Source organism: Myxococcus xanthus (assembly GCF_006402735.1).
Classification (GTDB): Bacteria; Myxococcota; Myxococcia; order Myxococcales; family Myxococcaceae; genus Myxococcus; species Myxococcus xanthus_A.
Genome location: NZ_CP017174.1, coordinates 7,621,823 through 7,646,455, shown reverse-complemented (window position 1 = coordinate 7,646,455; position 24,633 = coordinate 7,621,823). Strand labels below are relative to the sequence as shown.

General features: G+C 69.5%; 22 protein-coding genes. 9 read left to right on the top strand and 13 right to left on the bottom strand.

What is annotated here, in order from left to right; translation table 11 throughout:
• The first annotated feature begins 824 nt into the window (after positions 1 to 824).
• Both BHS09_RS31425 and BHS09_RS31420 read left to right on the top strand, forming a co-directional pair.
• Positions 825 to 1,901 carry a hypothetical protein gene (locus tag BHS09_RS31425; RefSeq protein ID WP_140795100.1) on the top strand — a complete coding sequence of 359 codons (1,077 nt, stop codon included), beginning with the start codon at positions 825 to 827 and terminating at the stop codon, positions 1,899 to 1,901.
• A gap of 577 nt (positions 1,902 to 2,478) precedes the next feature.
• Complete coding sequence (locus BHS09_RS31420) at positions 2,479 to 3,468, top strand: DUF2268 domain-containing putative Zn-dependent protease (protein ID WP_140795099.1); 990 nt, start codon at positions 2,479 to 2,481, stop codon at positions 3,466 to 3,468.
• A 101-nt stretch (positions 3,469 to 3,569) separates the two neighbouring features.
• On the opposite strand, the gene BHS09_RS31415 is transcribed toward BHS09_RS31420, so the two are convergent.
• The 5 genes from BHS09_RS31415 to gstA all read right to left on the bottom strand — a co-directional run bounded on the left by BHS09_RS31415 (position 3,570) and on the right by gstA (position 7,423).
• Entirely contained in the window at positions 3,570 to 3,902 is a 333-nt protein-coding gene (locus BHS09_RS31415; RefSeq protein ID WP_237077615.1) for a S41 family peptidase, read from the bottom strand.
• A 288-nt stretch (positions 3,903 to 4,190) separates the two neighbouring features.
• Positions 4,191 to 4,511: a hypothetical protein gene (locus BHS09_RS31410; RefSeq protein WP_140795098.1), complete on the bottom strand. Its 321-nt coding sequence runs from the start codon at positions 4,509 to 4,511 to the stop codon at positions 4,191 to 4,193.
• A 649-nt stretch (positions 4,512 to 5,160) separates the two neighbouring features.
• Positions 5,161 to 6,246 carry a GIY-YIG nuclease family protein gene (locus tag BHS09_RS31405; RefSeq protein WP_237079926.1) on the bottom strand — a complete coding sequence of 362 codons (1,086 nt, stop codon included), beginning with the start codon at positions 6,244 to 6,246 and terminating at the stop codon, positions 5,161 to 5,163.
• Between the two features lie 212 nt (positions 6,247 to 6,458).
• The gene (locus BHS09_RS31400) at positions 6,459 to 6,818 is read right to left on the bottom strand and encodes a VOC family protein (RefSeq protein ID WP_090492103.1); all 360 of its coding nucleotides are present in this window, start codon (positions 6,816 to 6,818) and stop codon (positions 6,459 to 6,461) included.
• Positions 6,815 to 7,423 carry a glutathione transferase GstA gene (gene gstA, locus BHS09_RS31395; protein WP_140795096.1) on the bottom strand — a complete coding sequence of 203 codons (609 nt, stop codon included), beginning with the start codon at positions 7,421 to 7,423 and terminating at the stop codon, positions 6,815 to 6,817. The genes BHS09_RS31400 and gstA overlap by 4 nt, the downstream gene beginning before the upstream one ends.
• A gap of 230 nt (positions 7,424 to 7,653) precedes the next feature.
• On the opposite strand from gstA, the gene BHS09_RS31390 reads away from it, so the two are divergent.
• The 3 genes from BHS09_RS31390 to BHS09_RS31380 all read left to right on the top strand — a co-directional run bounded on the left by BHS09_RS31390 (position 7,654) and on the right by BHS09_RS31380 (position 10,429).
• Positions 7,654 to 8,514, top strand: a complete 861-nt coding sequence (locus tag BHS09_RS31390; RefSeq protein ID WP_140795095.1) for a hypothetical protein — start codon at positions 7,654 to 7,656, stop codon at positions 8,512 to 8,514.
• Between the two features lie 107 nt (positions 8,515 to 8,621).
• Positions 8,622 to 9,437 (top strand): TIGR02452 family protein, encoded by an 816-nt coding sequence (locus BHS09_RS31385; RefSeq protein ID WP_140795094.1) that lies wholly within the window; start codon positions 8,622 to 8,624, stop codon positions 9,435 to 9,437.
• A gap of 140 nt (positions 9,438 to 9,577) precedes the next feature.
• Positions 9,578 to 10,429 (top strand): DUF1206 domain-containing protein, encoded by an 852-nt coding sequence (locus BHS09_RS31380; RefSeq protein ID WP_140795093.1) that lies wholly within the window; start codon positions 9,578 to 9,580, stop codon positions 10,427 to 10,429.
• 7 nt (positions 10,430 to 10,436) lie between these two features.
• Here BHS09_RS31380 and BHS09_RS31375 read toward each other — a convergent pair whose 3' ends face one another.
• The 4 genes from BHS09_RS31375 to BHS09_RS31360 all read right to left on the bottom strand — a co-directional run bounded on the left by BHS09_RS31375 (position 10,437) and on the right by BHS09_RS31360 (position 15,193).
• Positions 10,437 to 10,811, bottom strand: a complete 375-nt coding sequence (locus BHS09_RS31375; protein WP_140795092.1) for a hypothetical protein — start codon at positions 10,809 to 10,811, stop codon at positions 10,437 to 10,439.
• Positions 10,812 to 11,064: 253 nt separating this feature from the next.
• The gene (locus BHS09_RS31370; protein ID WP_140795091.1) at positions 11,065 to 12,762 is read right to left on the bottom strand and encodes a sensor histidine kinase; all 1,698 of its coding nucleotides are present in this window, start codon (positions 12,760 to 12,762) and stop codon (positions 11,065 to 11,067) included.
• Between the two features lie 6 nt (positions 12,763 to 12,768).
• On the bottom strand, positions 12,769 to 14,028 hold the full coding sequence (locus BHS09_RS31365; RefSeq protein WP_140795090.1) for a hypothetical protein: 1,260 nt from the start codon (positions 14,026 to 14,028) through the stop codon (positions 12,769 to 12,771).
• 94 nt (positions 14,029 to 14,122) lie between these two features.
• The gene (locus BHS09_RS31360; RefSeq protein WP_140799855.1) at positions 14,123 to 15,193 is read right to left on the bottom strand and encodes a hypothetical protein; all 1,071 of its coding nucleotides are present in this window, start codon (positions 15,191 to 15,193) and stop codon (positions 14,123 to 14,125) included.
• 152 nt (positions 15,194 to 15,345) lie between these two features.
• Here BHS09_RS31360 and BHS09_RS31355 point away from each other — a divergent pair, with 152 nt between their 5' ends.
• From BHS09_RS31355 to BHS09_RS31345, 3 genes are all read left to right on the top strand, one after another.
• Positions 15,346 to 18,633: an ATP-binding protein gene (locus BHS09_RS31355; RefSeq protein WP_140795088.1), complete on the top strand. Its 3,288-nt coding sequence runs from the start codon at positions 15,346 to 15,348 to the stop codon at positions 18,631 to 18,633.
• Positions 18,634 to 18,722: 89 nt separating this feature from the next.
• Entirely contained in the window at positions 18,723 to 20,456 is a 1,734-nt protein-coding gene (locus BHS09_RS31350) for a DUF6311 domain-containing protein (RefSeq protein ID WP_237077612.1), read from the top strand.
• Between the two features lie 45 nt (positions 20,457 to 20,501).
• Positions 20,502 to 21,146: an HAD family hydrolase gene (locus tag BHS09_RS31345; protein ID WP_140799854.1), complete on the top strand. Its 645-nt coding sequence runs from the start codon at positions 20,502 to 20,504 to the stop codon at positions 21,144 to 21,146.
• An 89-nt stretch (positions 21,147 to 21,235) separates the two neighbouring features.
• Here BHS09_RS31345 and BHS09_RS31340 read toward each other — a convergent pair whose 3' ends face one another.
• The 3 genes from BHS09_RS31340 to BHS09_RS31330 form a co-directional block, all read right to left on the bottom strand.
• Positions 21,236 to 21,802: a hypothetical protein gene (locus tag BHS09_RS31340; RefSeq protein ID WP_237079923.1), complete on the bottom strand. Its 567-nt coding sequence runs from the start codon at positions 21,800 to 21,802 to the stop codon at positions 21,236 to 21,238.
• Between the two features lie 136 nt (positions 21,803 to 21,938).
• Complete coding sequence (locus BHS09_RS31335) at positions 21,939 to 22,523, bottom strand: nucleotidyltransferase family protein (RefSeq protein ID WP_140799852.1); 585 nt, start codon at positions 22,521 to 22,523, stop codon at positions 21,939 to 21,941.
• Positions 22,520 to 23,632 carry an XdhC family protein gene (locus BHS09_RS31330; protein ID WP_140799851.1) on the bottom strand — a complete coding sequence of 371 codons (1,113 nt, stop codon included), beginning with the start codon at positions 23,630 to 23,632 and terminating at the stop codon, positions 22,520 to 22,522. Before BHS09_RS31330 ends, BHS09_RS31335 begins: the two co-directional genes overlap by 4 nt.
• 176 nt (positions 23,633 to 23,808) lie before the next feature.
• Here BHS09_RS31330 and BHS09_RS31325 point away from each other — a divergent pair, with 176 nt between their 5' ends.
• Positions 23,809 to 24,210 carry a hypothetical protein gene (locus BHS09_RS31325; RefSeq protein WP_140799850.1) on the top strand — a complete coding sequence of 134 codons (402 nt, stop codon included), beginning with the start codon at positions 23,809 to 23,811 and terminating at the stop codon, positions 24,208 to 24,210.
• A gap of 22 nt (positions 24,211 to 24,232) precedes the next feature.
• Here the strand turns inward: BHS09_RS31325 and BHS09_RS31320 are convergent, their stop codons facing one another.
• Positions 24,233 to 24,538 carry a hypothetical protein gene (locus tag BHS09_RS31320; RefSeq protein WP_140799849.1) on the bottom strand — a complete coding sequence of 102 codons (306 nt, stop codon included), beginning with the start codon at positions 24,536 to 24,538 and terminating at the stop codon, positions 24,233 to 24,235.
• Positions 24,539 to 24,633: the final 95 nt, after the last annotated feature.

The following is a 24,633-nucleotide window of genomic DNA, read 5'->3' as shown; positions in this document are numbered from 1 at the left end:
CAGCGCGCCTGGCTCCGACGGCTACTCAGGCTGAGTGTTTGGTCCGTGAGCGCGCTCATCTGTGCCTTGCTCCCTTTGGTCCTTGCGATCTCCGTTGGCGTAGTGCTGTACGAGGCGACACGAGTGTCGTCACCTTCTGTCAATGTTCTCCTGGCTGCGTCGGCGACTGGGGCTGTCTCGCTGCTTTCAATGCTCCGGGGCCGCAACCTCTTCCCTCCGGATCGATTTCTTGGGCGGCCTGTTACCAAAGCAGACGAACCTCGGTTGTTTGCGACGCTCGCCGAGGTCGCGGATGCGATGGGAATGCGGATGGTGGATAAGGTGATAATGCTGGCAGCCCCAAGTATTGGCGTCACCGAGGTCGGACCGCTGTGGGAGGTACTCGCCGGGCGCGGTGAACGAACCCTTTTACTTGGGTTCCCCCTCGTGAAGGAGTTGTCGAGCAGTGAGATGAAGGCGTTGGTCGCTCAGTCATATTGCCGGTTTCGTCACGGGACTTTCGATTGCTGGCCATCAAGAGTCGTGGAGAGTCCTCGCTGATGGGGGCGATGGCGCTCATCAAGTATCCAATCTTGAACCCACTGTTTTGGGTTGCGCGGCCCTGTGCCGTAATGCAGGTCGAACTTGCTGGCTATGATTTGCGTCTGAGTAGGCTGCAGGCGGACCAGACTGCTGCGCGACTGTATGGCGGAAAAGTGCTTGCTTCGGCCTTTATGGGGCTCGCACGCAGCTCGGAATGATACAGCCGTATCGTGGAGCCGTTGTTGACATATATGCGTGGGCTGGACCTCTCGTGTTGTGATGTTTATCGGTGCTTGGATGCGATGGAGGAGCAGTCCCCACGTCTTCTTCGGGAGCTGAGATTTCATTCGTTCTGGAATCGCGACACGGCGGAGGAGTACAAACAGATTCCGGCATCTCGTGTACGTGTCGCTCGAATAAGCGGCATCGCGCCCCAAGTGACTCAGGACGGCTCCCCCGCGTTCAGTCTCATTGCTCGGCCTGCTGAGTTGGCTGAGGAACTCACTGGCGTGATCGGTCGCGAGAATGATGCCCGTCTGATGGCCAAAGGGCATGTCTTGCATCCAGTGCCTGATGCGATGGATGTGGATTTTCAGGAGCGGACTGCTTGTGCCATCGCAGCTTGTTGGGATGCTTGTGAGATGGGAAAGGAGGGCTACCCGACTGCGCCGGATGCGCTCCTTTTGGCAGTGCGGGAGTTGAAGGGCGCAATTGAGTATACAAATGTTCTAGCGCTGCTTCTCAAGAGAATCGCCAAAGTGCAGCACGAGCTGGGGCTCATCTCTGATGCTCGTGCGACCTACTTGCGCGTCATTGAGATTCTTGAATCTGAGCCCGAGACTGCGGAGGGAGAGATTCAACAGCTTCAGGGGTTGGTTCAGCAGTTGGTGACGGTAGATGCAGTTCGTGCTCAGCAGATGGAGGAGTGGCTTCCGGCCGAGGCAGCCTCAAGCTGTGATGTCGAGGATTTTGAGGGCGTCGTTGAGCACTATTCGCTTCTTGCGGAATACCTGGTTGCGTTGCTGCATGTGCCGGTTCCGTCCGTCTTTGAATCAACTCCCGAGTCGCTTGCGGATATTGATGCGCACTTCTGGGAGGAGAACTTTCCGGAGTCGTTTGAGCGCTGGAAAATTGATGAGTCGACGGTGCCACTTGTTGGGGCGTTCTTGGGGGAGGTGCTGGTGCGTAGGTTGGGTGGACGGTGGGTGCCTCGCGCGAGGCTTGAGGAGTCTCAGGTGCGAGTCGGGGATTCAGTGTGCCTGCCCTTTGTTCGAGCATATCGCTACATGCGCTCGCGCCAGGCGCTTCGAGAGCATTCGCTTTCCCAATTCTACGTGGAGGCGGAGCTTCGCTGCAGCGGCATGCGGTCGATCAATTGAGATGGGCCGAACGAGCGGTTGGCCTCGTGGTATTCGCGAGCGTCCGGTGCAGTGGAGCGGCGGCGGTTGACACGAAGGCTCGTCACGGCAGAGCCAGGGGCTGCAGGTTCGTGTCGGCAAGTGCGCTTGGCGGCTCCTGCCTCACCCGTCGGTCCATGCCGTCCTGCCGGTCGCTGCTGGACCATTCGCTCACCCAGCTTTCTTTCGAGTATTCGTCCACGTCCCGGCCGAGCAGGACCAACACCCTGCCGCGGCGCAGACGTCCGCGCACTGCCTCCCGCATTGGTAGCTGCACCCATCCCGACACACGACGGCCGAGGCCCCACCGGGCGGATTGCCGTCACACGCGTCGTCCGAATTGGAATCGCCACAAGCGAAGCAGGACATCCATGCACACAGACTCAACAGCAGCATCCGCTTGCTTCTCGCCATGCGCCATCCAGGGTCGCATGCCAGCAGAACATGAAACTCCTGACACAGCCGCCACAAACCGCGTCCACGGCGCGCCATGTCCCTGGGATGCACGGCGGCCCTGATGTAGGGGTGACGACGCCTGGGGGGATATCTGGAGCACCGAATGCAGTGGAGAACAGCGGTACTGACGGCCCTCCTGGTGGGGTGTGCCCCCACGTTGAAGCCGCCCGAGACAGCCCTTCCGAGCACCCCCGCCGCATCGCCCACCTCCGTGGTGACGGAGGACATCGACCGTTTCTGGGTGGCCCATGACGCGGCGATGGCGACCGAGGACGTGGCCGAGCGCGCCGCCATCATCCAGCGCCTCTACATCGACCCCGGCACTCCCGGGCTGCATGCGTTGATGCAGGCGCGCGACTACACCGCCCAGTCCTTCGCCGACGTCATCACCCGCTATCCCAAGTACTGGGCTTCCGTCCGCCCGCTGACCTCGCACGCCCGGAGCGCGGCCTCGTCACTGGAGAAGGACCTCGCCACCTTCCGACGCCTGTACCCCGAGCTCCAGCCCGCCACCATCACCTACGCCATCGGCGCGATGCGGACAGGGGGGACGACCCTGGGCCGACAGGTGCTCATCGGCGCGGAGATCGCGCTGACGGACGAGACGGTGGACGTGTCCGAATTCCCCGAGCCGATGCGCACCCGCCTGGGCGCCTTCTTCGCGACACGCCCCCGCGAGAACAACGGCCAGAACAACATCCACGAGTACGTCCACACCCAGCAGCGCGACATGGCGGACGTGCTCGCCTCGCGGGTCGCCTACGAGGGCGTGGCGGAGTTCGTCGCCGAGCAGGTCACCGGCAAGCGGCCCGCGCTGGAGATGTACCGCTACGGCCCCGCGCACGCCGACGCCATCCGGGCGCACTTCGTGGCGCAGATGGACGGCGACTCCCTGAAGGACTGGCTCTACAACGCGCCCACCAACACCTTCGGCGTGTCGGACGTCGGCTACTACGTGGGTTACGAAATCGCCCGGCGCTACCACGAGCAGGCCCCCGACAAGCGCGTGGCCCTCCGGGAGATGATTCAGCTCGACTACTCCGACGTCGCCGCCGTGAAGGCCTTCATCCAGCAATCCGGCTACCTGAAGTGACACTTCGAGCGGGGCACGCGTCGAGTCGCGCGTGCCCCGTCCGGAGTCAGGCCCGGGACGCGGCTCACTCCTTGCGCGTCGCCGCCTTCGGAGCGGTCTCTTCACGCAGCACCTGGAGGGCGCGCTCCAGCAGCTCGTCCCAGGCCCGCCTGGAGGCCCGCGAGGGTGGGCCGCACCTTCACGTGGGGCTCCAGCCCCTTCTTCTGGAGCTGGCGCCCGTCGCCGTGAAGCACGGCCTGCCCGGTGAAGGTGAAGACGACTCCGCCCGGCAGCAGCGCCCGGGTGATGTCCCCATTGGTCCCCGAGGTGGGGCTGCCCACGAAGACGGTGTCCGTGGTGGCCTCCAGCATGAGCCCCGTGTGCTCGGCCTGGCTGATGGCGCGCGCCGGCCTGGGCAGGCGTGTGCCCCAAGGGGGCTCAAGCGGCCTGTCCACCGGCCAGGAGCATCGCTCGGGCGGCCCCGTCAGCGGCCCTCCTCGGCCCCTCTGCACCCTCCCTCCCCCTCAACAGGGCCCCCATTCCTCTTATGCGCGGGCAAGGGCGCCGTGGTGCACCGCTTCACGGACGGCAACCTGAACCTCATCGGCAACCACATGATGGACACGATGTACCTGAAGCACCGCGTGCCCTTCGAGCAGGCGCGCGCCGGGCAGTTCTGACCGGCGCCGCGCGCGGGTGACGTTCCACGAGGGCTCGTGCACACACACGGGCCCTTCGTCGTTTCAGGCAACGGTCCATCCTCGGACGTCGTGGCGAAGAAAGACCTTCGAGGGCTCCGCCTCGACGACGCGGGTGGCCATGGCCCTCAGCCGGAGCTTGTCCCGCTTGCTCAGGTCCCTCCAGGGCAAGAACAGGTGCGAGTTCCGCGAGCGCCAGAGCACCACGCCCCTCCAGCCACCCTTCATCGCCTGGTCGTGGCGGAAGGAATCGAGCTTCTGGGTGAGCGTCACGGGCTTCAGCTCGGGGCTGAGCAGGAAGTCGAGCACGGCAACCTGTCTGGATTCGACGGCCCTCACGATGGCGCTCGCGACGTGCTCGTTCACACGCTGCCGCTCGTGCCAAGCGGCAGCGCAGCTCCTCCTCGGCGGACCAGCGCAGCCGTGGGCCGGACGCGGCGGACTTCTTCTCCGTGGCCAATGGACGGCTCGGCACAGGAGCCAGCGAACGCGAGCGCATCCTCGGGCCGTCTTCCTTGCCCTGAAGGTCCCCCCCTCGGAGCCACTACGGCGCGCGGGCAAGAACTGAGAGGCGGGGCAGGGGGCCGTGCTGAGGACTCGGCCAAGAGGTTCTGAGAGTCGTCTCGGGGAGTCTGCGCCGCGCGACGAAATCGCGAGTACCCGGTAAATACCTGCTGCGTTTTTCTCTCTCGGTTAACAGCCGCATGGGGCTGGACCGTCGTCGAAGGGCTCCGGGCGGCCCTGGAGACAGGGAAACGGAGCAACCCTGGAAGGTACGACATCGAAAGCCAGGGATTGTCAGAATCGGTCGCCTGCGGTGGTTAACAAAACTGTTAACCACTCTCGGCCTCTCTCTCCCCAAAATGGGTGAAAGAGCGCTCCAGAGAGCCCAGTTGGCGGCGGAGAAGAGGGGACATCTCGCTCTGCGGGGTAGCGAGCCGAGAGAGCCCTCTTCAGCACCGCGAGGAGAAATCCCTTGTGATTCAGGGGCCTAAGCACGAAGGCCCCGCGATGTTCATCGCGAGGCCCGTGTTAAACAAAAAGGCCCTACCAGTTGGTAGGGCCTTTCAAGAAGCTCCTCGGGGTGCAGGCGGAACCAGCGGGCGATGAGCATCACCTCCTGCGCTTCGTGTGCACGGAAGCCCAGCGTCTCCGGCTCGGGCCGCTCGAGGATTTCACGGGCCTTCGCCTCCAGCGCCTGCTGCTGCTCAAGCGTGACGGGCGCGGGCAGCTCCGCGCGCACGCTGCCCCGGCGCACCACGTAGACGCGGTCATCGCCGCCATGGCCGGGCACCGTGTAGACGAAAGAGAGGCGCTTGAGCATCCGGCTCAGCTCCACCACCCAGCCGCGCATCAGTTCCAGCCGCTCCGCCCTGTCCCGCAGCTCCGCGGCGTATTCGAACTGGAGCCTGCGGGCCGCCAGCGCCATTCGCTCACGCAGCAGCGTCAGCGGCGTGTCGGACGTTCCTTCGAGGAAGGCGCGGGCCTGGGCGACGCGCGCGTCGTACTCCGCGCGAGTACAGCCGCCGGCGCAGGGCGCCAGGCAGCGCGAGAGCTGCCCGCGCATGCACAACGGCTCCTGCTTCAGCGGGAAGAGCTGGCCCTGGTCCGCCAGGCGCATGGGCGTGTCCGCCGCGCAGTCGCGCAGCTCCATCAAGTCACTCACCGCGCGCACCACGTCGGACACGGCGCTCCGGCCGTGGAACGGCCCGTAGTAGTCGCCGCTCTCGCCGCTGGCGCGGCCCACCACGCGCAGCCGGGGGACGGGTTCACGCGTGAGGTGGATGAAGCAGTGGCCCCGGTCTCGCTTGTGCTCCACGTTGTAGAGGGGGCGCTGTGACTTGATGAGGCGGAACTCGCGCAACAGCGCGGCGAACTCGCTGGGCGTGTACTCCCAGACGATGCGGTGCGCGTGGGCGATGATTTCCGCCGCCTTCTCGTGCGCTTGCGCGCGGAAGTACGACAAGAGCCGCGTGCGCACCCGCACGGACTTGCCCACGTAGAGCACTTCGTCCGAAGGCCCCAGCATCCGGTAGATGCCTGGGCGATTCTCGGCGTGCTCGCGCACGTGGGCGAAGAGGGCGGCGACGCGGGATTCCATGAGACGGGAGCGGAGGCCCGCACCGTAACTGGCGAGGGCCGTCGCTTCCATGCCCCGGACCTGTCCGGCTCCCCTGTGAGCCGAAGCCGCTCGGGAGGGGGCCTGCCGGACGTCGCCTCTCGAGGGCAAGCGGTTCGACGAGCGGTGGCGCTGGGACGCAGGGCGGCGGCCTCGGGTGAAGGCCGCGCGCCCTGGCCCGCGGTGAAGCGCGGCTACGCCGGCTCGATGAAGTTCAGCCGGTAGCCGTCCGGGTCGGTGACGATGAGCTCCCGGGTGTACCAGGGCTGAACCGTGGGGCCGTCCACGGCGGCGCCCAGGGCCTGGGCCCGCAGGAGCACCTCGTCCAGGCTGTGGGGCGCCTCGGCGCGGAGGCCGACGAGCACCCCCGTGCCGCGTCGGCCTTCCAGCTTCAGCTGCGGCGGCGGGGTGACCAGGTACACGTCCAGGGCCTCCGCCCACCGGAGGTGGACGAAGGGGGGCTCGGCGCTCACGCGCGTGAAGCCCAGCGCTTCATAGAAGGCCACCGAGCGCGCGCTGTCCGTGACGAGCAGCTTGACGAAGGCCGCCGTCACTTCGCGAGGCCTTCCGCCTTCAGGGCCTCCTGTACGGAGGGCCGGTCCGCCACGCGGGCGTGATAGGCGCGCAGCGCGGGGAAGGGCTCCAGGTCCACCTTCGTGTGCCCGGCCCAGTTGAGCGTCGTGAAGAGGTACGCGTCCGCCACGGTGAACTGGTCGCCCAGCAGGAACGCCTGCTTGGCCACCACCGCCTCCAGCACGCCCAGGCGCTGCGCGAGCCGCTCACGCGTCAGTCGCTTGCCTTCATCCGGGAACGCCGGGTTGAACAGGGGGCTGAAGCCCTTGTGAATCTCGGTGGAGATGAAGTTGAGCATCTCCTGGAGGCGGTAGCGCTCCAGCGTGCCGTTGGCCGGGGCCAGCTTCTTGTCGGGGACCTGGTCGGCGAGGAACTGGACGATGGCGGGGCCCTCTGTCAGCAGGCTGCCGTCATCCAACTGGAGCGCCGGGACATAGCCCTTGGGGTTGATGGCGAGGAAGTCCTCGCCCGCCGCCGTCTTCTTGGCGCGGATGTCCACCTTCTCGGTGGTGAAGGAGAAGCCGCCCTCACGCAGGATGATGTGGGGCGACAGCGAACAGGCGCCAGGGGAGTAGAAGAGTTTCATGGCGCGGATTCCTGCACGACTCCGGCGCCGTTCGCCATGAATTCGGATGCAGGTCGGAGAAGGTCGGGCGTGCTCCCCCAGCCGCCCCCTGGGTCGGCCCTGCCCAGGTGACCCGCAGGCACTGCGAGTGATAGGGATTCGTGAAGGTCGGCACCGGTCCGGGGAGCCCGGCCGACCGCGTCCCCTCAGCGCATGCCCGGCCCCGCGGGCCTGTCCGGATACCTGAACCTATGCGTCTCAAGCAGTCTTTCCTGCTTCCCCTCGCGGTGCTTTCACTGGGTGTGCTGCCGGCGTGCTCGGATGATGGTGACGAGAACCCTCCTGGCAATGACGCGGGCACCGACGCGGGCACCCATATGGGAACGGACTCCGGCACCGACGCGGGCGACGACAACCCGGGGCCCAGCACCGAGCCCGGCACCTGTCCTTCCAACGCGCTTCTCTGCGAGTTGTTCGACAGCGGCAACGACACCAACGGATGGACGGCCAGCGCGGAGAACGCCTCCGTCCAGGTGGACAGCACGCGGACGCGCAACGGCCCGGGCGCGCTGCACGTCCTCACCGAGGATGGACACGACGAGCGGCAGCGGGCCGGCAAGGCCATCGCGCAGTGGGAGAAGCGCATCCCCGCTTTCGAGACCCGGCTCTTCGTGCGCGCGCACGTCTACATGCGCTCGCTGCCAGGGGCGTTCGGGCAGATGGGCACCTTCTTCGTGCTGTCCAACTTCGGCGCGGACTTTGGTGGCTTCGAGCTCCAGGTCATGCAGGACAGCGGCTTCGCGCTGGATGACTGGTCCTTCCGCGAAGGGCAGGGATGGAACCGCCAGCCCGAGCCCGTCCAACTGGGCATGTCGGCGGGGCGTTGGGTGTGCCTGGAGTGGGAGGTCCGCCGCGACAGCACGTCGAGCACGCATGGCAACACCCGCGTCTACGTGGACGGCACGCTGGCGCACGACTTCACCAACATCGGCATGCGCGCCTTCAACAACTTCTCCGTGGGCTACGGCTTCGTCCACCCGCTGGGTGCGTCCGGCTCCGAGACGTGGATTGACAACGTCGTGGTGAGCACGCAGCGCGTCGGCTGCGACTGAGCCGCATCGCGCGCGGTTCCTGTCAGGTTGCCCGAGGCCTGTTCGTGTTGTTCTTACACTAATGCTCGCGCACCTTCGCGTGAGCGCGGACAGACAGGACGCAGCACATGTCGTTGAAGGGCATTGGACAGGAGACGGTGGACATCATCGAGCGGGGTCAGTACCTGGCTCCCTCGGGCCGATGCGTCCCATTGGGTGAGGCCGTGGAGCGCGCGGTCTCCGGCACGGAGCTGTACCGGCCGGGTGACTTCTCGCGCTTGTCATTCCCCGCGGCGGCGAACCCGTCGGCGCCTCGAATCGAAGTCACCGCCGAGAAGACAGGCGCCGCCGCGCGCCGGCTGGTGGAGGCGGGCGCGTCCCATGTGGCCGCGCTCAACTTCGCGTCGGCGAAGAACCCCGGAGGTGGTTTCCTGGGCGGCGCGAAGGCACAGGAAGAGGACCTGGCGCGCTGCTCGGCGCTGTACCCGTGCTTGCTCACGCAGCGCGAGTACTACGACGTCAACCGCGCGGACCGGTCGCCCCTTTACACGGACCACCTCATCTATTCGCCGGACGTGCCGTTCTTCCGGGATGAGGGCCTGACGTTGCTGGAGCAGCCCTTCCAGGTGTCCATCCTCACGGCGCCCGCGCCCAACGCAGGCGTGGCGCTGTCGCGTGACCGGGACATGGGAGGACGCATCCGCAAGGTGCTGGATGCGCGGGCCCTGAAGGTGCTCCGTGTCGCCGCGCACCATGGGCACCGCACCCTGGTGCTCGGCGCCTGGGGATGCGGCGTGTTCCGCAACAACCCCGTGGAGGTCGCGGAGGCCTTCGCGCTGGGATTGGCCTCGCTCCCGGGCGCCTTTGACCAGGTCGTCTTCGCCGTCTACGAGCGCGGTGGGGATGGACCCAATCTGCGCGCGTTCCAGGCGCGCTTCGGCTGAGCTGTCCTCGCTCCAATGACAAGACAAGCGCCCCGGTGTCCTGGGCGGGCATCCGGGCGAGCGGTCGTTGGGCTCCGACGCGTCCATGTACATCGTTCCCTCGCGGACGTGGCGGGAGCACTGGAAAGGAACGAGGACACATGGCGACGGGGACATTGCGCCGGCCCGACCTCCAGCGGATGGCTCGGGCGGGGCAGGGCGCGGGCCGGAGCGGCGTGGAGTGGGCGGCCCGCGTGGGCTTCGCCGCGCGCGCGGCGGTCTACGCGGTGATTGGGGTGCTGGCGTTGATGCTGGCCGCGGGTGAAGGAGGCCAGGCGACGGACACCCATGGCGCGGTGGAGGAGGTGGCCCGCCAGCCCTTCGGCTCGGTGTTGCTGGTGATGCTAGGGGTGGGCCTGGTGGCCTTCGCGCTGTGGCGTTTCGCCCAAGCCGCCTGGGACTTGGAGGACAGGGGCCGCTCCGGAAAGGGCATCGCGGCGCGCGTGGGCATGGCGGGCAGCGGCGTGATTCACGCCAGTCTCGCGCTCACGGCCTTCAATCTCCTTCGCGGCCAGGGTGGTGGTGGTGGCGGCGGCAATCAGGGGCTCACCGCCAGGCTGCTGTCCCAGCCCTTTGGCCAGGTGCTGGTCGTCATGGTGGGCCTGTCGGTGATGGCGTTCGCCGGGTACCAGCTCTACCAGGCCTGGAAGGGACGCATGTTGGAGGAGCTGACCCTGTCCGGACTGGCCGCGCGCCGGCGGACCTGGGTGGAGCGCATCTGCAGGGCCGGTGTCGCGGCGCGCGGCGTGGTGTTCCTGCTGGTGGGTTGGTTCTTCATCCAGGCGGCGCTGCGCGCGGACCCGGGAGAGGCGGGTGGCCTGGGTGAAGCGCTGGGCACGTTGGCGCGTCAGCCCTTCGGACCCTGGCTGCTGGGCCTGGTGGCGTTGGGACTGGTGGCCTACGCCGTCTATCAGCTCTGCGCCGCGCGCTACCGGCGCATCCCCACGCCGTGAGGCGGCCCTACACGCGGCGCTGCAGGTGTGACACCGCCGAGGTGAGCAGGGCCTCGGGGGCCACCTGTCCCTGCGCGCCGACCAGCGCGGGGTAGACGTCGATGGGCGCCGCGCAGCCCACCACGAAATCCGCGGCTTCGCGCAGCTTCGCCAGCGCGAAGTCCGTGCAGTGGATGGTGATGACGGGCAGGAGGCCAGGCTCGCTGAGCCACCTCACGCCGTCCGACAAGTCGTGGGCGCTCACGAAGCGTTGCACCCTGTCGCGCAGCTTGCGGCTCTCGTCCAACGCCGCCGCGAGCCCGCTGCGCCGGTCCCGCTGTGGTGCCGGGACGTAGGGCTCCGAGTCGTCCTCGCGCGGCATGATGATGCTCTCAATCCACATCGGAGCGCCTCCTGACGAAACGACCGTCGCGACCATGACGAGCAACGAACCCACACCCACTTGACGCCGAACCGGGACGGCATCATGCACGTGTTCGGCGAACCCCGATTCACTGATGGCGCCAAGTCCTTCTCGAAAGGCGTCAGGGTGTAAGAAATCGGAGAAAGGGCCGGGTGTCACCGCGTGGGCGGCGCCCCACATGTGTCCAGGAGTGGATGCCGCACCCGCCCCGCCGGACTGGGTGGCACCTGCCCTACCGTGGCAAATCCACCACGAAGGCGGCGCCGCCTCCGGGCGCTTCCTCCACGTGAACGCGGCCGCCGTGCGCTTCGATGATTTGCCGGACGATGTGGAGCCCCAGCCCCAGGCCGCCGCGCCGCTGGGCGTTGTCGCCCTGGGTGAAGCGCTCGAAGACGCGATCCCTGTCCGCGGCGGGGATGCCCGGTCCGCTGTCCTGCACCACCAGCCGCGTCCTGTCCGGAGCGTGCTTCAGCGACACCTTCACCGGCTTGCCCGCGCCATAACGGAAGGCGTTGGTGAGCAGGTTGCTCACCACCTGCTCCATGCGCAGCCGGTCGAAGCGGCACGGGGCCGGCGCGTCCACGTGCGAGTCCAGGAGCACGCCCGCCAGACGGGCCTCCTCGGCGAAGCGGGAGACGACGTCCGACACCACGCCGGACAGGTCTCCGTCAGCGAACTGGAAGTCCAGCTTCCCCGTCTGGATGCGGCTGACGTCCAGCAGGTTGTCCACCAGCGCGCCCAGCCTGCGCAGCTGGCGCTCCGTGTTGTCCAGCTTCCCGGCGACCTTGTCCGAGCCGAGCGTCGCGGTCGGCGCGGAGGCGCCCAGGCGCCGCAGCAGTTGCAACTGGAGGCGCAGGGACGTCAGCGGCGTGCGCAGCTCGTGGCTGGCCATGGAGAGGAAGTCGTCCCGCGTGCGCACCGCCTCCTGCAGCGCGGCCTCCGTCTCCTTCAGCGCGGTGATGTCCAGGATGGCCCCGCGCACCACCGCGACGTTGCCCGTGGCGTCGCGAATCACCGACGCCCGGCTGGTGAGCCAGTGCCAGCTCCCGTCCGGCCAGCGGGTGCGGAAGGTGGACGTGTAGGCGTCCACGTGCCGGGTGAAGAGCGCGGAGACCTGGGCCTCCACCTCCGCGCGGTCCTCCGGGTGGATGGAGGCGAGGAACTTCTCGTGCGTCCACTCCGCCTGTGGCTGTGCGTAGCCGTAGAGCCGGTCATGTGCCTCGGAGCGGAACACCTGGCCGGTGACGAGGTTCGTCTCCCAGACGGCCATCTGCGCGGAGTCGAGCGCCACCTGGAAGCGCTCGCCCAGCTGGCGGAAGCGCTCCTCGGTGCGCGCCACTTCATTCTCCGCGTGCTGGCGCTGGGTGATGTCCGTGGCCAGCACCCACGTCTCGTCACCCACCACGCGGACCGTCACCTCCAGCCAGGTCCGCGACGGCAGCTCCGCCAGGAAGCGGCCGCCCTCGCGTGTGGTCAGCGCCGTCATCAGCCGTTCGTGCATCACCGTGCCCGAAAGCCCGGGCTGGGCAAGCCAGGGCTCTTGGCCGCGCACCTGCTCGGCTGACATCCCCAGCAGGGCGGCGGCGTGCGTGTTCAGCTCGCGGACGCGGCCGTGGGCGTCGAGCGTGAAGAAGGCCTCGCCCATCATCTCCTGCAGCACACACAACCGGGCCTCGGCGGACAGGCTGACCTCGTCGGCGGCGTGAGCAGGCAGCTCGGTGGTGGTGACTGCGGGGGGCGGCTCCGAGGGACGACCGGGCTCGGAAGACGGAGCGAGTCTCATGGGGGCCGGGAAGGTCTCCCGGCCATCCGGAGGCGTCAAGCCGTCCGGCGCGGCGCTCGCAGGGTCTCCTGGTGTGTCAGGAGGCTCACGGCGCCGGTCCCTGCGTCCCCGTTTCCGGCCCCCCCCAGGCCGCCCCGACTCGCCCATGCGCGCTCAGCCTCCGTTCGCTGCCGCCGTGGGGTCCACCAGGGGTTCAGGCATGACCCAGAGCGCCGTGGGCTGAAGATAGGCCGCGTCGAATGCGAAGAGAATGCCCGTCCAGCGGTCCCAGAAGATGGCCCAGTTGTACTCAGTGGGCGGCGAGGTGAGTGGGTTGCCGTCGCGGTCCGGCTGGCTGTAGGCGAAGTCCGCGTACGTCCACGTCATCGTCCCGAAGTCCGTGGACAGCAGCGGGGTGATGGCGCGCAGCAGCTCGACGCGCGACACCTCGTCCGGGCGCTGGACGGCAGGGGAGAAGACAGGCTGGGCCATGTCGTGCTGCTCGCGCCAGGCGATGTAGTTGTTGCCCATGGCAATCAGCGCGTCGCGCGCGGCCGGCGTGGGCGCCAGATGGGCCTCTTCGTACAGCGCGAAGGCCGCGACCAGCAGGCTCTTCCAGTGCATGCCGGGGAAGAGGGTGTCGAACTTGAACGGGCGCGGCGTGTCGAAGGCGTGCGCGAGCGCGTAGTCATAGGCCTGCCGGGACTGGGCGGGCACCGCGCCCACCAGCGTGAACTCCGTCAGCACGCGCTCGGGCGTCACCACGCCGGCCCCCGCGCGCCAGTCCATGTAGAGGCGCCCCGAGCCGCCGATGTCCGTGAAGATGGCGAGGTTGCTCTCGTTGAGCGTGCGCTCCAGCGTGTCCACGATGCGCTCCGCCTTGTCGAGCGGGCGCACGCCGGGCGCGCTCGCGTAGAGCGCGGCGAAGCGCGACGTGGTGGTGAGCAGCGTGCGCGGGTCCAGCAGGGCCGCGCCATTCAGCGCCGTGGTGAGCGAGGCGAGGGACGCAGCCACGTCGAAGGGCAGGCCCGTCAGCACCAACCGCAGGCCCAGTTGCTGGACGGACAGATGCAGGGCGCCCGTGAGTCCCACGCGTCCCAGCGCCTGCTGAAGCGACAGGGACGGCTGACCGCGGGCGGCGCGGATGACGCTCCGGGCCAGTGACGCGCCGAGAAGGCCTTCGCCGCCGGTGCGCGAGGCGTGCGGCGCGAAGACGAACCAATTGGGCCGCACGGCGCTGGTGCCACCCGGGGTGAGGGTGGGGTCCAGCAGGCCGCCGACTTCATAGGCCAGTTCGATGTAGCCCGCGGTGATGCGGTTGTTGTCTTCCAGCGGCGTGGTTTGGGCGTGGGACGTCGAGGCCAGCAGCACGCTCGCGACGAGCAGCGCGCGGGGCAGGCCCAGGGGGATGGGGCGGGATGGGGTGAGGTGCATGAGAGAGGGAAGTAGCCACGCCCATGCGCCTTCCAATCCATTCCGCCGCGCGCACGCGAAAAGCGTCTAACAGCAGACGCTCGCGCGGCTCACCTCACGGGCAGGGGCCGCAATCCTGTGCGCAGCTGTCGTACCGGTTGGAGGTGCCACATTGCTCCGTGGCCTGACATAGGGTGTCTCCGCACACATTCACGTTCGTGGGGGACAGTCGCGTGGTGATGGGGCGGTAGGTGACACCGCCGAGCGTGCACGTCTCGTAGTAGAGGCCGCTCGAGTCCAGCGTGCAGTGGGACGTGCAGGCGCCCACGTACACCATGGGTGCGCAGGGCACGAGCGTCTCCGTGCCGTCGTGGAGCAGGCCCGCGCAGGCGCGCGAGGTGCTCTCCTGGGGACCCAGCGGAGCGCGCTCCGCCCCCACGTGGATGCCTTCTGAATTGAAGAGGTTGCCGAAGAAACACGACTCCTTCCGGGAGTGCGTGGCGAGCTCCTGCGCCGTGTAGGGAATGACGGCGCCCGCGCCGTCCAGGCCGAGGACGGAGATGAGCAGCTCCTCCCCCAGCCGGTTGGCGTGGGCCGCCAGGCACGCGGAGACGACCTGCTGTTCGGCCACCGTGGCCGGGCTTCCCCTGGCCCAGTCCGGCGCCAGCCCCAGGCCGCCTTCCCAGGTGTACGACTGCTCCGTCGTGGGGGCCGTGTAGGTGCGCGTCTGCCCCGCGGGCACGGCGCAGCGGACCACGTAGCGCATCGCCATGTCGGCCAGTGAGGGATTGGCCTGGAACCAGGTGTTGAAGGCTTCCGACGACAGGCCATTGAAGGACAGCCCGTTGAACGACAGGCCATTGAAAGACAGCCCGTTGAAGGACAGGCCATTGAAGGACAGCCCGTTGAACGAATCCTGCGGCTGCGTCAGCGCGCCGGTCGGGGACACGGCGTCTGGCGGCAGAGGCTCGCAGCCAGCAATGCCAAGCATCGTCAGGGCGAGCATCGGAAACGTCTTCGGAAACAGTGTCTTTTTCATCGACTCCCCAGTGGGTCCAGGTCGCCGGACGGCTCGCGGTGCAAGTGTCCGGGCGGGGCCACCCCGAGGAGTGCGGGCATGGTGAAGGGTGGCCGGCGCGAAAATTTGCACCGGGGATGCATGCGGACAACCCGTACCCACGGGCAATGTTTGCAGTCGCGGACAGTCGAGGCGTGCTGGAGGTGGGCACGGGGTTCACACCGGCGGTGCCTCCCGGGACGAGTGGGCCGTGGCGTTGTGGACGCGTCCGCGCGCGAGCGTCTCGTGCCGGATGCTGTCTGTGTTGAGGCCCGGAGCATGTGCCCGTCACGCATGGGCGGTGTTCGGTCCGCGTGGTGTCATCTCTTCATCGGGAACTGGCATCGCAGGAGCGTGCGATGGGTGATGTGTCCTCCAGAAGGCTGGCAGGCTCCGCGGCGGGCATGCTGAGGGCACTGCCCGGCCAGGAATCCCAGCCGGCCTCCGCGACGCCTCCCGAGGGCTCCGTGGCGCTGGTCTTCACCGACGTCCAGGGCTCCACGCGGCTGTGGGAGCGTTGTGGCGCGGGCATGCGTGACGCGCTGGAGGTGCATGACCGCGCCCTGCGTTCCCTGCTGGTCGGCAGCACCGGCTACGAGGTGAAGACGCAGGGGGACTCCTTCATGATTGCGTTCCCCTCGGTGCTGGAGGCGTTGACGTGGTGCCTGGAGGCGCAGGACGTGCTGCTGCGCGCGCCCTGGCCGGTGGACATCCTCTCCCAGCCCGAGGCCGCCGAAGAGGTGGGGCCCGGAGGCCTGTTGTTCCGGGGCCTGCGGGTCCGCATGGGCGTGCACGTGGGCGAGCCGGAGTGCCGCGTGGATGCGCGCTCCGGCCGGACGGACTACCTGGGTCGCATGGTGAACGTGGCGGCGCGCGTGGCGGCCGCGGGCCATGGAGGTCAGGTCCTGGTGAGTGGCGGCGCCTGGGCGCAGGCCGCGCAGGGGTTGGAGCCGCTGGGCCGGCCCGCGGTGCGTCCCCTGGGCGCGTTCCGATTGAAGGGCATCGATGATGCCGTGGCCCTGGTGGAGGTGCTGCCCGCGCACCTGTCGGAGCGGCGCTTCGGAGTTCCACGTGCGCCGAGAGATCGGCAGGGGAACGTGCCCGTGCTCCAAGAGGGACTGGTGGGGCGAGGCATCGAACTCGGGTTGCTCCGCCGCTGGCTCGTGGACGGCACGCGGCTCGTCACGCTGCTGGGGCCGGGCGGCATGGGCAAGACCCGGCTGGCCACGTCCTTTGGTGCGCTGGAGCTGGAGTCGGGGGAATGGGAGGGCGGGGTGTGGCTGTGTGAGCTGGCCGAGGCCCAGACAGCGGAGGCGCTCTGCCTGTCGGTGGGCCATGCGCTGGGAATCCCCCTGCGCGCGGACGGCGACCCGACCGAGCCGGCGGAGCGGCTGGGGCGCGCGCTGAACGACTGTGGTGACGTGCTGCTCATCCTCGACAACCTGGAGCAGGCCGTGCAGCACCTGCCCGCTACGTTGGGGCGCTGGCTCCAACTGGCGCCTCGCGCGCGCTTCCTGGCGACGTCGCGCGAGGCGCTGGGCCTTCCCGGTGAGCGACTGCTGGACCTGGCGCCGCTCTCGGTGCCGGAGGAGGGCGAGTCACGGCTGGAGGAGTTGGTCCGGTCGGACGCGGTGCGGCTGTTCGCGCAGCGGGCGCGCGAAGCCCGAGGCCACTTCGAGCTAACGGCCGGCGAGGCACCGAAGGTCGCGGACATCGTGCGGCAGCTGGATGGAATCGCACTGGCCATCGAGCTGGCCGCCGCGCGCATGGCGCTGTTGAGCGTGAGCCAGCTTCGGGAGCGGCTCACGCGTCGCTTCGAACTCCTGCGCACGGGACGGCGTGACGGCCGCGCGCGGCAGGCGACGCTGCGAGGAGCCATCGACTGGTCCTGGAACCTGCTGGAACCGGAGGAGCGGGCCGCGCTGGCGCGCTGCTCGGTGTTCCGTGGCGGCTTCACGCTGGAGGCGGCGGAAGCGGTGCTGGGGTTGCCCCCGGACGGGCCCGCCGTGCTGGACGTGCTCCAGTCGCTGCGCGCCAAGTCGTTGCTGCGCGTGCTGGAGGCGGAGCTGCCCGGCGGTGACTCCCGGCTGGGCCAGTACGAGAGCATCCGTCAGTACGCCGCGGCCCGGCTGGCCGAAGAGGGCGTGGGCAATGTGGCCGCGTTGGCGGAGCGGCACGCGGATTGGTACCTGTCGCTGGCCCACGGCCTGCGCGCGCAGGTGCGCAGCCAGGGCGGCGCGGAGGCCTTGCAGCGGCTGGCGCTGGAGCGGGAGAACCTCCTGGCGGCGTGTGACAACGCCCTGGCCGTGACGCCCGCGACGGCGCGCTCGGTGGAGCGGGCGTTGGAGGCGTTGGTGGCGCTGGAGCCGGAGGTGGTGACACGGGGCCCGGTGCGCCTGTTGCTCGAACGGCTGGACGCGGCGCTGGCGCTGACGGACCGGGTGATGGGCGCGCCCAGGCTGGTGGCCGAGGCCGTGGCGGTGCGTGGCCGCGTGTTCCTGGAGGCGGGCGACCTGGTGTCGGCCCGCAGGGATTTGGAGTGCGCACGCGCGTCGCTGAGGAGGCTGGGCGCGGTGGCGGGCGAGAAGCGCGTGCTGGTGGACCTGTCGATTGTGGCTCGTCACGAAGGCGAGCTGTCCCAAGCCTGGGAGCTGGTGCGCGAGGCGCGGCTGCTGTCGTCGGAGGGCGACCGCTGGCTGGATGCCTACACAGTGGGCAACCTGGGGCTGGTGGAGCAGGCGCGCTGCGGCGCGGAGGCGGCCATTCCCCACCTGCGCGCGGCGCAGGCGCTCTTCCACGGCGTGGGCGACGTGACGTTCGAGGTGGGCTTCCTGTCCAACTGCGCGGTGGCCATCGGGGAGATGGGGCGCACGCGCGAGGCGATGAGCCTGCTGGAGGATGCGATGGCGCGTTCGGCCAGTGTGGGAGACCGGGCGGGGCATGCGCTGGCTCGCCTCAACCTGGGCTGCTACCTGCTGGAGGAAGGGCGCCCGCAGGAGGCGCGCGAGCACCTGCTGGCCGCTGTGCGCATTGGCCGGCAGCTGGGGCAGCGGCTGCTGGAGGGCACCGCGCTGGGCGAGCTGGGGCGCGCGGAGCTGGCCCTGGGGGCGTGGAGCGAAGCCTGGGCACGGCTGTCGGAGGCGGTGTCCGGCCTGGGGCGCGTGTCGCGCGGGCAGGTGCTGCGCTTCGCGGTGTACCGGGCCGTGGTGGAGGCGTGCGTGGGAGACGCAGCGGCGGCGGAGGCGAGCTTCGTCGTGCTGGAGGGCGCGTCGGAGCTGCGGGACGACCCGGTGCTGCGCGAGCTGGCCGCGCTGCTCCGCGCGGCGGTGGACCTGGCGGAGGCACGGGCGGCCCGGGACGACGTCGCGCGGGCGCAGCGGGCTTTCGAGTCGGTGCGCCAGCGCATCGCGCGGGCCCGGTGCGCTCCGCCCGAGGCCGCCTCGTCGGACCTGCGTGGCGCGCTGGGCTTCCTGGAGGACGCCCTGTGGCGACTCACCTCGGAGCCCGAGGATGTGGAGGCTGTGGAGATGGAGGGCAGGGGCACCCCTGTCTGCGCCGGGGCTGCTTGACGCCCCTGAAACGGCTGTGCTTCAAGCGGCGCTTCCATGCCCGAAGCGCGCGTCACCTTCGTCTCTGTCGCCCCGCGTGAGTGCCGCTCATGAGGCCCGCCCTGCCCGAGCGGCTGCGGCGCATCTTGGACACGGTTGCATCGTTCGTCGTGGCGAACGCGGGCCCGCTGGGGGCCGCCGTGGTGGGGCTGCTGGCGTTCCTGGCCATCTACGGTCCGGCGGCGCTGAATCCCACGCGCCTGGCCTGGCTCATCCGTGACGACTTCAGCCAGCACCTGCTGGGCTGGCTGTTCTTCCGAAACGAACCGCTCCGCTTTCCGCTGGGCGCCATCGACGGCTACCTGCATCCGCTCGGGACGACGCTTGGCTACATGGACGCCATCCCCTGGGTGGCGTTGCTGCTGCGGCCGTTCTCCAGCCTGCTGCCCGCCGACTTCCAGTACATCGGACCGTGGATGTGCATGTGCCTGGTGCTCCAGGGCGCTTCGTCCGCGTGGGTGGCGCGGCGGATGGGCGCGACGGTGCCGCAGCAATGGCTGGTGGGCGCGCTGCTCGTGCTGTCGCCCACGCTGCTGGCGCGCATGAGCATGGCGCACGAAGCGTTGTGCGCGCACTGGACCATCGTGCTGCTGGTGGGGCTGAACCTGATTCCTCAGCGGGACGCGCGCGAGGCGACGCAGGCGCTGGGCATCGCGCTGGCGCTGTGTGTGTTCGCCGCGGGCGTGCACCCCGTGATTACCGCCATGGTGCTGCCGCTCGCGCTGGCGCTGTGCGTGCGGACCGCGTTGGAGCGCAAGCTGCCCTGGCGGTGGCCCCTGCTGGGCGCCGTGGTGAACGTGGGCGTGGTGCTGGTGCTGTTCTACGTGCTGGGCTACCTCGGCACGGTGCGCACCCTGGGCGCCGGCGCCTTCGGTGGGTTCTCCGCGGACCTCCTGGCGTTCGTCAATCCGATGGGCTACCGGGACTCCTGGTCGCGCTTCCTGGGTTCGCTGCCGAGGCAGGGCGCCCAGTACGAAGGCTTCGGCTACCTGGGGCTGGGCGTGCTCTTCGCGCTCTGGGCCGCGCTCATCCTGCTCGTGCGGGACGCGCCGCTCGTCGCGCGGCAATGGCGCAGGCTGGTGCCGGTGGGGCTGGTGACGCTGGGCCTGGGCTTCTTCGCGCTGTCCTCGCGCATCACCCTGCAAGGTGAACTCATCGCGGACCTGACGGGCCTCTACGCGCCGGTGATGCGGTGGGTGGAGCCCTTCCGTTCCTCCGGCCGCTTCGTGTGGCCGCTGTACTACCTGCTGGCGCTGGGCTCCTCGCTCGCCCTCATCCGCCTGCCCCGGCCCACGGTGGCGCCGTCGCTCCTGGCCCTGGCGCTGGTGCTGCAGGCCTTCGATGTGAACCTGGGGCGAGGCCATCAGGCGAAGGAAGGGCCGGCCTGGAACACGCAGCCGTCCGAGGCGCTGCGCGAGGCCGCCGTGGGGCGCAAGCACCTGGTGCTCTACCCGCCGCAGATGCATGACGGCTCCGGGCGGGGCTGCCGCGCCGGGCCCATGGACTTCCACCGCTGGGCCTACCGCGCCTACCGGCTGGGGCTCACCTTCAACAGCGGCTACGTCGCGCGGTTGGACGACTCGCGCGCGCAGCCCTACTGCCTGGGACTCGACGACGATATCCGGGCGGGCAAGCTCGACCCGGAGACCCTCTACCTCTCCATTCCGCAGCGGCTCCATGAGTTCCGCGCCATTCGCGGTACGCGCTGTGTGCAGGAGGAGCGGCTGTGGATGTGCGTCCTGGAGCAGGCGCCCGCTGCTCCGACGGAGCACGCCTCGCCCTGAGTCCGGAGGGAGGACAGGGGGCGCGAGAGGGGGTATGGAAGGTGCGTGAGCGCTTCTACTTCTCGCGGCATCCTCTTCGACCTCGACGGCACGCTGGTGGACTCGCTGCCGGACATCATCGACAGCTTCCTCCATGCCTTCAGGCACCTGGGGCTTCCGGCGCCGACGTACGAGCAGGTTCGTGCGCTCATCGGCCATCCGCTGGACTGGATGTACAGCCAGTTCGCCCCGGACCACGTCCCCGCGTTGTGCGTGGCCTACCGTGAGCACTACCCGCTCAACTTCCACCGGCGCTCACGGCCCTATCCGGGAGTGGTGGAGGTGCTGCGCGCGCTGCGCGAGCGGGGCTACCTGCTGGCGGTGGCCACCACCAAGCGCCCCGACATGGCGCGCAAGTTCGTGGACGCCATGGGCCTGGGCCCGTTGCTCCACCACGTCCAGGGCACGGATGGCTTTCCGCACAAGCCCGCGCCCGACGTCATCCACCACGCGCTGGCGGCGCTGGGCACGGGCGGGTTGTGGATGGTGGGGGACACCGCGCTGGACCTGCGCGCGGGACAGGCGGCGGGGCTGCGGACCTACGCCGTCACCTGGGGCACGCATCCGGTGGAGGTGCTCGCGAGCGCCTCGCCGGATGAGCTGCAGCCGGACCTGCAGCGGCTCCTGACGCACCTGCCGCCGCTGGCGTGACGGCTGGCGTCTTCGGGGGATGAAGCCAGCGCCTGGCCCACCTGGACGACGCGGGGGGCAGGGCCTCGGGCGCTGGCCTCATGTCGGGCTCAGTCCGCCGCCATCCCCGGGCACTTCCCCGTGTCCAGGTACTTCGCGTTCCGGTGGATTTCGGAGCTCAGCTTGTCCTGCCGGGCCGGGTCGACGGCGGTGTAGACGATGACGACGCCCTCCGGAGAGTCGTGCACGCTGGCGATGGACGGCACCGACGGTGCGCCCGCGGAGCCCGGCTCCTCGCGGCCGCCCATCTCGTCGTAGTCGACGCCCGGTGGCTGGGCCATGCCGCTGCCGCCTGTCCCGTGCTGCTGCTGGAACTGCATCATCCTCCGGCTGCGCTGCTGGAGGTCCGCCACCTTGTCGGTTTCCTGCGTGACGATGATGAGGGCCACGCCCTCCGGGATGTCCTCCGCGCGTGCCTGTGCGCCGGACACGTCCATGGGGCAGTCCCGCTTCATCTCCGCCTGCGCGTTGGGCGGCAGGCCTTCGCCCTGCCGTGGCATCTGCTGCGCCGTGGGTGGCCTCCCGCCCTGGGATGTCTTGGCGTGCCTGGAGCAGCCGACCGAGAAACACATCACCGCCGAGGCGGCCAGCGCCGCCGGGAACCTGAATCTGGACATGAGCCCCCCTTTGCTGAAAGTCCTGCGCGCAGAAGGTGGGGAGCGGTGCGCGGCGGTGGCAATACGCACTGACGTACCAGAGGGCCGGCCTCCGGGCCGATGCGCGTATTCGCGGCGCGACGGATGCGGGCTCGGTTCACGTCAGCCGCGAGACATCCTCGGGCGTGTCCACGTCGTCGCCACCGCCGGGCAGCGGGACGTCCACCACGCGCGAGGCCACGCGCGCAATCACACCGCGCGCGCCCTGGCCCGGGCTGAGCGCATCCAGCTCCGGGAAGACGTCACGCGCGAAGAGGGCGGGCACGCCCTGGGTGTCCTCGTAGGCGGAGGCCACCACGGACGCGCGAGTCCGTTCAAAGGTATCCAGCAGCGTCCGCAAGTGTGCGGCATCCACGCGAAGCTGGTCGCACAGCAACACGAGCACTGCGTCCAGCGCCGGGGGCTCCGTCTCCCGCAGCGCACCGAGCCCCGCGCGCAGTGAGCCTCCAGGGCCCGTGGCCCAGTCCGCATGGTCCACGGTGCGCACGGCGAGGCCCGTGAGCTCCGCGGCAACCGCATCCCGCGACGCGCCCAGCACCACCACCACGGGGCCGCATCGCAAGCAGGCCGCGGCCTCGGCGGCGCGCCGCACCAGCGTCGTGCCCTGGTAATGCACCAACTGCTTGGGGTGGCCCAGCCGCGAGGAGCCGCCCGCGGCCAGCAGCACCACGCCCACCGTCATGCGAGCCTCCGCACCGGAGGGGGCGCGGCGGTGTGGATGGGCGCGCGCCGCTCGCGAAGCTTGCCGCCCGCGCGTCCGGAGACCACCGCTTGAAGCTCGGCGATGATGGACAGGGCGATTTCCTCCGCGCCTTCCGCGCCCAGGTCCAGGCCCACGGGCGCGTGGAGCTTCTCCAGGTGCGCGTCGGTGGGCGGGGAGGGCAGCTCCGCGAGCAACCGGTCCGTGCGCGAGCGAGGTCCCAACACGCCCAGATAGCGCAGGGGCCGTGGGAGCAGCCGCGCCAGCAGCTCGCGGTCCTGCGGCAGACTGTGTGTCATCAGCACGGCCAGCGTACGGGGCGACAGGGGCACCGCACCGGGCGCGTCCGGGGCCTTCGCCGACACCACCGTATGGGCCTGGGGAAAGCGGCGCCGCAGGGCCTGTGCGGGCCGGTCCGCCACCACCGTGACATGCCAGCCCAGGGCCGCGGCCTGGTTCACCAGCGGGGCCACGTCGAAGCCGCTGCCGAAGAGCACCAGGGGATGGGGCGGCTCCACGACTTCCACCAGCACGTCCGCGCCGCCGCAGGGGCCACTCCACGTCCGGCCCGCCTCCAGCGCCTCGCGTGCGGCTTCGCGCACGGCGTCTCCCAGTGCGCCGGACAGCTGGCCCGCTTCGGTGCCGTCATCGCGGAGCCTCAACCGGGAACCCACGGCGTTCGCGGGGCCCCGGTACACCGTCGCCACCACCGCCCGGCGTCCCGCTCCCCGCGCCTCGGCGGCGAAGGTGAGGGCCTCGCCCGCGCCCGCCTCCCAGCGCTCCAGCAGCACGTCCACCACGCCGTTGCAGCCCAGCGCGAAGGAGAAGGCACCTTCGTCCTCCGAGGTGTCGCTGGTGGAGTCGTAGCGCAGCAGGCGGGGCCCGGTGGTGGTCCAGAAGAAGGCCTTGCGGACGACGTCGGCCTCCAGACAGCCGCCGCTGATGCCGCCCGCGAGCCATCCGTCCTCGCTCATCAACATCCTCGCCCCCGGCCGCCGGTAGGCGGAGCCCGATACCTCGACCACCGTGGCCAGGACCAGGGGGCCGCGAGCTTGCGCCCGCGCGCGGAGGATGGCGTCCAGGTCCTTCATGTCTCGTCGTCCTTGGTGGGGGTGACTGGAACGCGACGAGAAACTGTAGTCGGCGCCATTCCATCCCGGCCAGTGGCGTTCTTTCGCGGGAGCGCCCCGAGGCGGGCCTGGGTGCGGCACTCGACACACGCAATGAGTGGATGAATCCTCGCGGCTGGGGTGTAGTTCCCATCCGCATGCCTGTCCTGCGTTACGCCTTCACCCTGAATGCCGTGCGTGAGCTCGGCCGCCTGGCTCCGGACATCGCCCGGGCACGGGCAGAGGCGGCCCTGGACACGAGCCTCCTGCACATCCGCGAAGCCTGCACGGCCACGCTGGGCATGGAGTTCGACACACTGGTGTGCTTCGACGCGCGCTCCGTGGTCCGCCTGTTCTCACACGCGGAGCAGGCCCGCATCCTGGCCCGGCTGGTGGACGAGCGGGCACGCACGCTGGCGCAGCTGGGCCGCTTCCAGGAGGCGATCGAGGACACCGTCTACGCGGGGCAGTTGCTGGCGTGCTCGCGCCAGCGCTTCGGCCTGCCCAAGGATGCGCGCGCGGCGGAGACGCTGGAGCGCGAGGTGCCCGAGCTTCGTTGACCCACGCGTTGTGGGCCGCGCTTCATCGGGAGCGCTCGCCACCCGGCGGCGGTTCGTCCTCACTGCCGGCGGGCTCGGGTTCCGGCTCCAGTCGCGCCTGCCGTTCGCTGGCTTCCCAGGAGGCCTGGGCATCGCCTGCATGGACACGGCGGGCGGAGTCATCATCCTGTTGGCCCGTCCATGTGGTGTGGCCGCCCGCGTAGCCTTCCAGGGGCCGGGGGCCCCGGTGGGACTCCACGTCCAGGTCCTTCTGCTCCTCCTCGCGCAGGCGCTTGCGCTCCTGTTCCCGCTCGCGCTGGTGCTGCCGCTCCAAGGGGTCATCCGCCATGGTGCCTTCACCTCCTGCACCAAGGTGGGGTCCGCCCGCGAAGAAGGCAGCGCCGGGCGTGGCCGCACGCAGCAGGTCGCATGCCCGGCGGTCAA

Bases quoted from the DNA above. Each gene is read 5' to 3' on its own strand.
- BHS09_RS31425 (WP_140795100.1), top strand. From the start codon at position 825: ATGGAGGAGCAGTCCCCACGTCTTCTTCGGGAGCTGAGATTTCATTCG.
- BHS09_RS31420 (WP_140795099.1), top strand. From the start codon at position 2,479: ATGCAGTGGAGAACAGCGGTACTGACGGCCCTCCTGGTGGGGTGTGCC.
- BHS09_RS31405 (WP_237079926.1), bottom strand. From the start codon at position 6,246: ATGGAATCCCGCGTCGCCGCCCTCTTCGCCCACGTGCGCGAGCACGCC.
- gstA (WP_140795096.1), bottom strand. From the start codon at position 7,423: ATGAAACTCTTCTACTCCCCTGGCGCCTGTTCGCTGTCGCCCCACATC.
- BHS09_RS31390 (WP_140795095.1), top strand. From the start codon at position 7,654: ATGCGTCTCAAGCAGTCTTTCCTGCTTCCCCTCGCGGTGCTTTCACTG.
- BHS09_RS31385 (WP_140795094.1), top strand. From the start codon at position 8,622: ATGTCGTTGAAGGGCATTGGACAGGAGACGGTGGACATCATCGAGCGG.
- BHS09_RS31380 (WP_140795093.1), top strand. From the start codon at position 9,578: ATGGCGACGGGGACATTGCGCCGGCCCGACCTCCAGCGGATGGCTCGG.
- BHS09_RS31375 (WP_140795092.1), bottom strand. From the start codon at position 10,811: ATGTGGATTGAGAGCATCATCATGCCGCGCGAGGACGACTCGGAGCCC.
- BHS09_RS31370 (WP_140795091.1), bottom strand. From the start codon at position 12,762: ATGGGCGAGTCGGGGCGGCCTGGGGGGGGCCGGAAACGGGGACGCAGG.
- BHS09_RS31365 (WP_140795090.1), bottom strand. From the start codon at position 14,028: ATGCACCTCACCCCATCCCGCCCCATCCCCCTGGGCCTGCCCCGCGCG.
- BHS09_RS31350 (WP_237077612.1), top strand. From the start codon at position 18,723: ATGAGGCCCGCCCTGCCCGAGCGGCTGCGGCGCATCTTGGACACGGTT.
- BHS09_RS31340 (WP_237079923.1), bottom strand. From the start codon at position 21,802: ATGTCCAGATTCAGGTTCCCGGCGGCGCTGGCCGCCTCGGCGGTGATG.
- BHS09_RS31335 (WP_140799852.1), bottom strand. From the start codon at position 22,523: ATGACGGTGGGCGTGGTGCTGCTGGCCGCGGGCGGCTCCTCGCGGCTG.
- BHS09_RS31330 (WP_140799851.1), bottom strand. From the start codon at position 23,632: ATGAAGGACCTGGACGCCATCCTCCGCGCGCGGGCGCAAGCTCGCGGC.
- BHS09_RS31325 (WP_140799850.1), top strand. From the start codon at position 23,809: ATGCCTGTCCTGCGTTACGCCTTCACCCTGAATGCCGTGCGTGAGCTC.
- BHS09_RS31320 (WP_140799849.1), bottom strand. From the start codon at position 24,538: ATGGCGGATGACCCCTTGGAGCGGCAGCACCAGCGCGAGCGGGAACAG.